The sequence below is a fragment of the Tannerella sp. genome (assembly GCF_030528505.1).
Classification (GTDB): Bacteria; Bacteroidota; Bacteroidia; order Bacteroidales; family Tannerellaceae; genus Tannerella.
The window spans coordinates 1-4,284 of the sequence record NZ_JAUMYS010000109.1; the positions used below are offsets into that span (position 1 = coordinate 1).

At 48.3% G+C, this 4,284-nt stretch carries 4 protein-coding genes; 3 read left to right on the forward strand and 1 reads right to left on the reverse strand.

The features are described 5' to 3' along the window. From Q4A89_RS11605 to Q4A89_RS11615, 3 genes are all read left to right on the forward strand, one after another. On the forward strand, nucleotides 1-236 hold a 236-nt coding region (locus tag Q4A89_RS11605; RefSeq protein WP_303185668.1), incomplete at its 5' end, for a hypothetical protein. Between the two features lie 7 nt (nucleotides 237-243). After that, nucleotides 244-1,497 carry a DUF5103 domain-containing protein gene (locus tag Q4A89_RS11610; RefSeq protein WP_303185670.1) on the forward strand — a complete coding sequence of 418 codons (1,254 nt, stop codon included), beginning with the start codon at nucleotides 244-246 and terminating at the stop codon, nucleotides 1,495-1,497. A gap of 9 nt (nucleotides 1,498-1,506) precedes the next feature. Further along, nucleotides 1,507-3,501, forward strand: a complete 1,995-nt coding sequence (locus Q4A89_RS11615) for a DUF3352 domain-containing protein (protein ID WP_303185671.1) — start codon at nucleotides 1,507-1,509, stop codon at nucleotides 3,499-3,501. Nucleotides 3,502-3,569: 68 nt separating this feature from the next. Here Q4A89_RS11615 and Q4A89_RS11620 read toward each other — a convergent pair whose 3' ends face one another. Next, on the reverse strand, nucleotides 3,570-4,142 hold the full coding sequence (locus Q4A89_RS11620; protein WP_303185672.1) for a CDP-alcohol phosphatidyltransferase family protein: 573 nt from the start codon (nucleotides 4,140-4,142) through the stop codon (nucleotides 3,570-3,572). Nucleotides 4,143-4,284: the final 142 nt, after the last annotated feature.

Genomic DNA, 4,284 nt, shown 5'->3' on the forward strand with positions numbered 1-4,284 from the left:
GGATTGGGCAGCAATCTAAGCAAACTCACAAAATACGTTTTAGAGGAAAGGTAATCACATCTTCCCGAATCTTCCAAATCGAAATTTTTTTATGGCGACACCGCTTGCTCTCTCTTCGCCGCAGAAAGGGAAGACGCATATGTCGTTTTTCGTTAAAGACATTTGGTTACATCCTGCTAAACATCTACCTTTGGGCGTTGTTTTTTATTGTTTTCGGCAAAGATGAAATACATTGATCGATTTATGATGGCAGTTTTGGGGCTGATCCTTGCCGGTCATCTGTGTGCGCAAAAGAATGGTCGGACGGAGGTTTTTTCGAACCGGGTGAAAAGTTTGCAGGTCAAGGTGGCCGGAGAACTGATTTCCGAACCTTATACTGAACTGCACGGTGACCGCCGGCTTGAAATCAGTTTCGACGTGCTGAACCATACGCAGGGACGATATGCTTATTCGATCATTCATTGCGATGCGGACTGGAAACCGTCGGTGCTGACCCCGATTGAGTACATGGACGGCTTTCAGGGCATGACCATTGAGGATTATTCTCCTTCTTTCAATACGACCGTATCTTATATGAATTACCGTCTTTTCCTGCCGAATGACAATATTCGTTTTAAGGTATCGGGCAATTATTTGCTGCGCGTTTATGAAGAAGAAAAACCCGACCAAATCGTTTGTTCGGTACGATTCGGGGTTTATGAGCCGCTTATAGGAATCGATGCCGTGGTGAGCGGTAATACGGATATATCGCTCAACAGAGAGCATCAGCAGGTCAGCTTTCAGATCGATCGAAAAGGAATAACGGTGAACTATCCGCAGACGGAGTTGAAGGTCTATGTCTATCAGAACAATCGGACGGACAATGCCGTGAAGAATGTGCAGCCGCAGATTATCACGAATAACCGGCTAACGTATGAACATATCCGCGAACTGATTTTCGAAGCCGGCAACGAATACCGTCGCTTCGAATTCTTGACGCATCGTTATAATGGACTGAATATCGACGGTATCGAGTTTCACAATCCGTACTATCATGCCGACGTGGTGATCGATCAAAGTCGAACGCGCACCGGCTACCGTTACGATCAGGATCAGGACGGGCGCTTCTTCGTCCGTTGCAGCGGTTGTAACGATCCGGATACGGAAGCCGATTATTATATCGTTCATTTTACGTATGCTTCCGAACCGTTGCTCGATGGCGATGTTTATCTGTTGGGGGACTTTGTGCAAAATCAGTTCAATGAGACGAGCCGGATGGAATATAATCCTCAGACACGGCACTATGAAAAAGCGTTGATGCTGAAGCAGGGATATTATAATTATCAATATGTGCTGCTTCCTCATGGGGAAACAAAGGCGCAGACTTTACCGACGGAGGGCGATTATTTCCAGACCGAAAACGAATATACGATTCTTGTCTATCACCGTCCGATGGGGGTACGTTATGACCGGCTGATCGGTAAACTGACTCTTCGCAACAGGCAATTTGTTTTATAAATTAGCACCATGGAAGAAAACAAACAAACAACGAAAAAGAAAAAAACTATCAAATGGATCATCCTGTCCGCTCTTTTACTGCTGACGGGCTATGGCATTTACCGTTTCATCACGTTTTATTATGCCCCGCGCCGTTCTATTCAGCAAATTTACCTCGTACCCAGAGATGCGGTATTTATCCTTCATTCGAGCAAACCGGTCAGCGACTGGAAGCGATTCAGCACGAGTGAGCCGTGGCAATGCCTCAGGCGCAGTCCATCGTTTGCCGATATCGCACGCGATGCGAACAAGCTCGATTCCGCTTTGCAGGCTAACGAGCGACTTCTCGCGTTGGCAGGGAAAAGAGACCTGATGATTTCGGTGCATCGGATGCGTCATGGAAAGCTCGGCTTTCTGTACGTCCTCGACTTGCAGAAGATTTCGGAAGTACAGGCCTTGAAGGAACAGATCGATAAGCTCTACGCGTGGATGAACTACGGGGTGACGTATCGCACATATAAGGACACGGAAATTGTCGAGCTGCGTGATCCCCAAACACGCGACATGCTTTATACGGCTTTTGTAGACAATCATTACATCGCGTCGGCGACGGCCGGACTGATCGAAGCGTCCATCTCGGAACGCAACGAACCGATCATCGGATTAGACCCGCTTTTTATCGAAGCCGACCAATCGACCGATGATGACGGAGTGTGCCGCATTTTCGTGCAGCATGCCACCCTGCCTCGCTTTCTCGATCTGTATATGGGTAAGCGAAAGGGTTATCTGCCGGCCATCGGTGCTTCGATGGCATACACCGGACTGAGCCTGCAAGCCGACAAGGAAAAATTCGCACTCCGCGGGTATACGTTTCTGAAAGATACGGTCAGTCCCTATATTGCTACATTGTTGCATTCCGAAGGCAGAGAGATGACAGCTCATAAAATACTCTCCGACCGCACCGCCTTTTACACGAATATCTGTGTCGATGATCCCTTAACGTTCGTGGAAGAGATGGAAACGATGCTCTCCAACGATGAACCTTCACTCTATGCGACTTACAAAGAATCGTACGAGCGCATTGAAAACATGTTCGATATATCCTTGCGAGACGATTTTCTGAGCTGGATGGCCGGCGAATTTGCCGTAACCGAGCTTGAACCGGGACTATTGGGGCATGACACGGAGATGCTGCTTGCCGTTCGTGCCGAAGACCTCGGACGGGCGCAGGAGAAGATGGCATACATCGAGAAACAGGTGAAAAAGAACACGCCGGTTCATATTCGCAAGGCGAATTATAAAGGATATGAGATCAATTATGTAGAGTTGAAAGGTTTCTTCGCGCTCTTTTTCGGGAAAATGTTCGAGAAGTTCGAGAAACCTTACTATACGTATGTAAATGACTTTGTCGTTTTCAGCAATAAACCGGCGACGTTACTCTCTTTCATCGAAGATTATGAGCAGGAGCGTACGTTGCGTAACGATAACGGATTCAAACAAGTGCTCTCGCAAATCGACGACCGGTCTACTTATTTCGTCTACACGAACAGCATCAAGTTTCTGCCGCTCATGGAGCCGCTGTTGAACCAGAAGACATGGGAAAGTTGGTCGGCCAACCGCGAGATGGTTTACTCGTTTCCTTATTCCGCTTTGCAGATTGTTGGCAATCGGCAGAAAGTCGCTTTGCGGATGGTCATGAATTATCATCTTTATCGGCCTCCGGTTCTGTCGGAAGAAGAATTACGCGAAGAGGATGATACCGAGATTTCGGAAAAGGCGGCCATTGATGAGCTGAACCGTTTTTATGCCGAGAAGTTTCAAGGCAATGTTTATCGCGAGTTTTATCCCGAAGGTGCGTTGAAGAGCGAATGTGAGATACGTAACGGTCAGCGTCACGGCAAATATCACGAATATTTCGAGAATGGCAGTTTGAAAATACGCGGCCGGTACGATAAAGATCATCCGACGGGTACGTGGAAATATTATACGGAAGACGGCACGCTGGAGAAAAAGGTTCAGCTGTAAGGGGGCCTTTCTCTTTATCCCAACGTGTCGATAGGATGGTCGGGGGCAGATGATAGAGAAGAAGATTTTCAGAAACGTTTTCTGTTTGTTTTTCCCGCAAAGAAGCTACGCCGGTCCGGATCGATTTTTTCGCTCGTGAGGATAATCAAATATTCATCGACGGCTGCGAGCAGCGCCGTTGCAAGCACCGCTTTCGGAATGATTTCGTTTACTTTGCCTTCGCATACGATGAACAGTATCGTGGCGAAGACAAGCACTACGGTCAGTTTGTTTCCGAGCGTATGAATGGATAGGAACCGTCCGAAGCGGTATCGGGCGGTGCATAGTGCGAGGCCTCTGACGGTCACGATGGCCGCCAGTTCCCAGATATGCTCGATGACGAGCGACTCGTATTTCGTGCAAAAGACGATCCCTGTCATACCGAAGAATATCCAGTCGCCGAACGAGTCGAGCCGTGCACCGGCGGCGCTTTGGCAATGATAACGTCGGGCAATGAGTCCGTCTGCCGCGTCGGTCAGACCGATCAGCAGGATCATGGCCGCCAATGCAGGTGGCCGATCAGCCACCGCGAGCATGACCGGCGAAAGGATGATGCGCGAAATCGACAGAATATTCGGAACTTTTTTTACTCCTTTGTTCATTATTCGTTTATCAAGGCGGGCGTTTGGCTTTGCCCGTATCCGCATGCAAAGGTAGTTAAAATTTCGTGGTATAGGCGGTTGGCTTTCCATCGATTTCCGAGCAAAAAGGTCAGACATCGGAGCAAAAAGCTCGGATGTCGGA

What these genes read in the sequence shown, in the direction of transcription:
- Q4A89_RS11615 (WP_303185671.1), top strand. Translation starts at nt 1,507, where the DNA reads ATGGAAGAAAACAAACAAACAACGAAAAAGAAAAAAACTATCAAATGG.
- Q4A89_RS11610 (WP_303185670.1), top strand. Translation starts at nt 244, where the DNA reads ATGATGGCAGTTTTGGGGCTGATCCTTGCCGGTCATCTGTGTGCGCAA.
- Q4A89_RS11620 (WP_303185672.1), bottom strand. Translation starts at nt 4,142, where the DNA reads ATGAACAAAGGAGTAAAAAAAGTTCCGAATATTCTGTCGATTTCGCGC.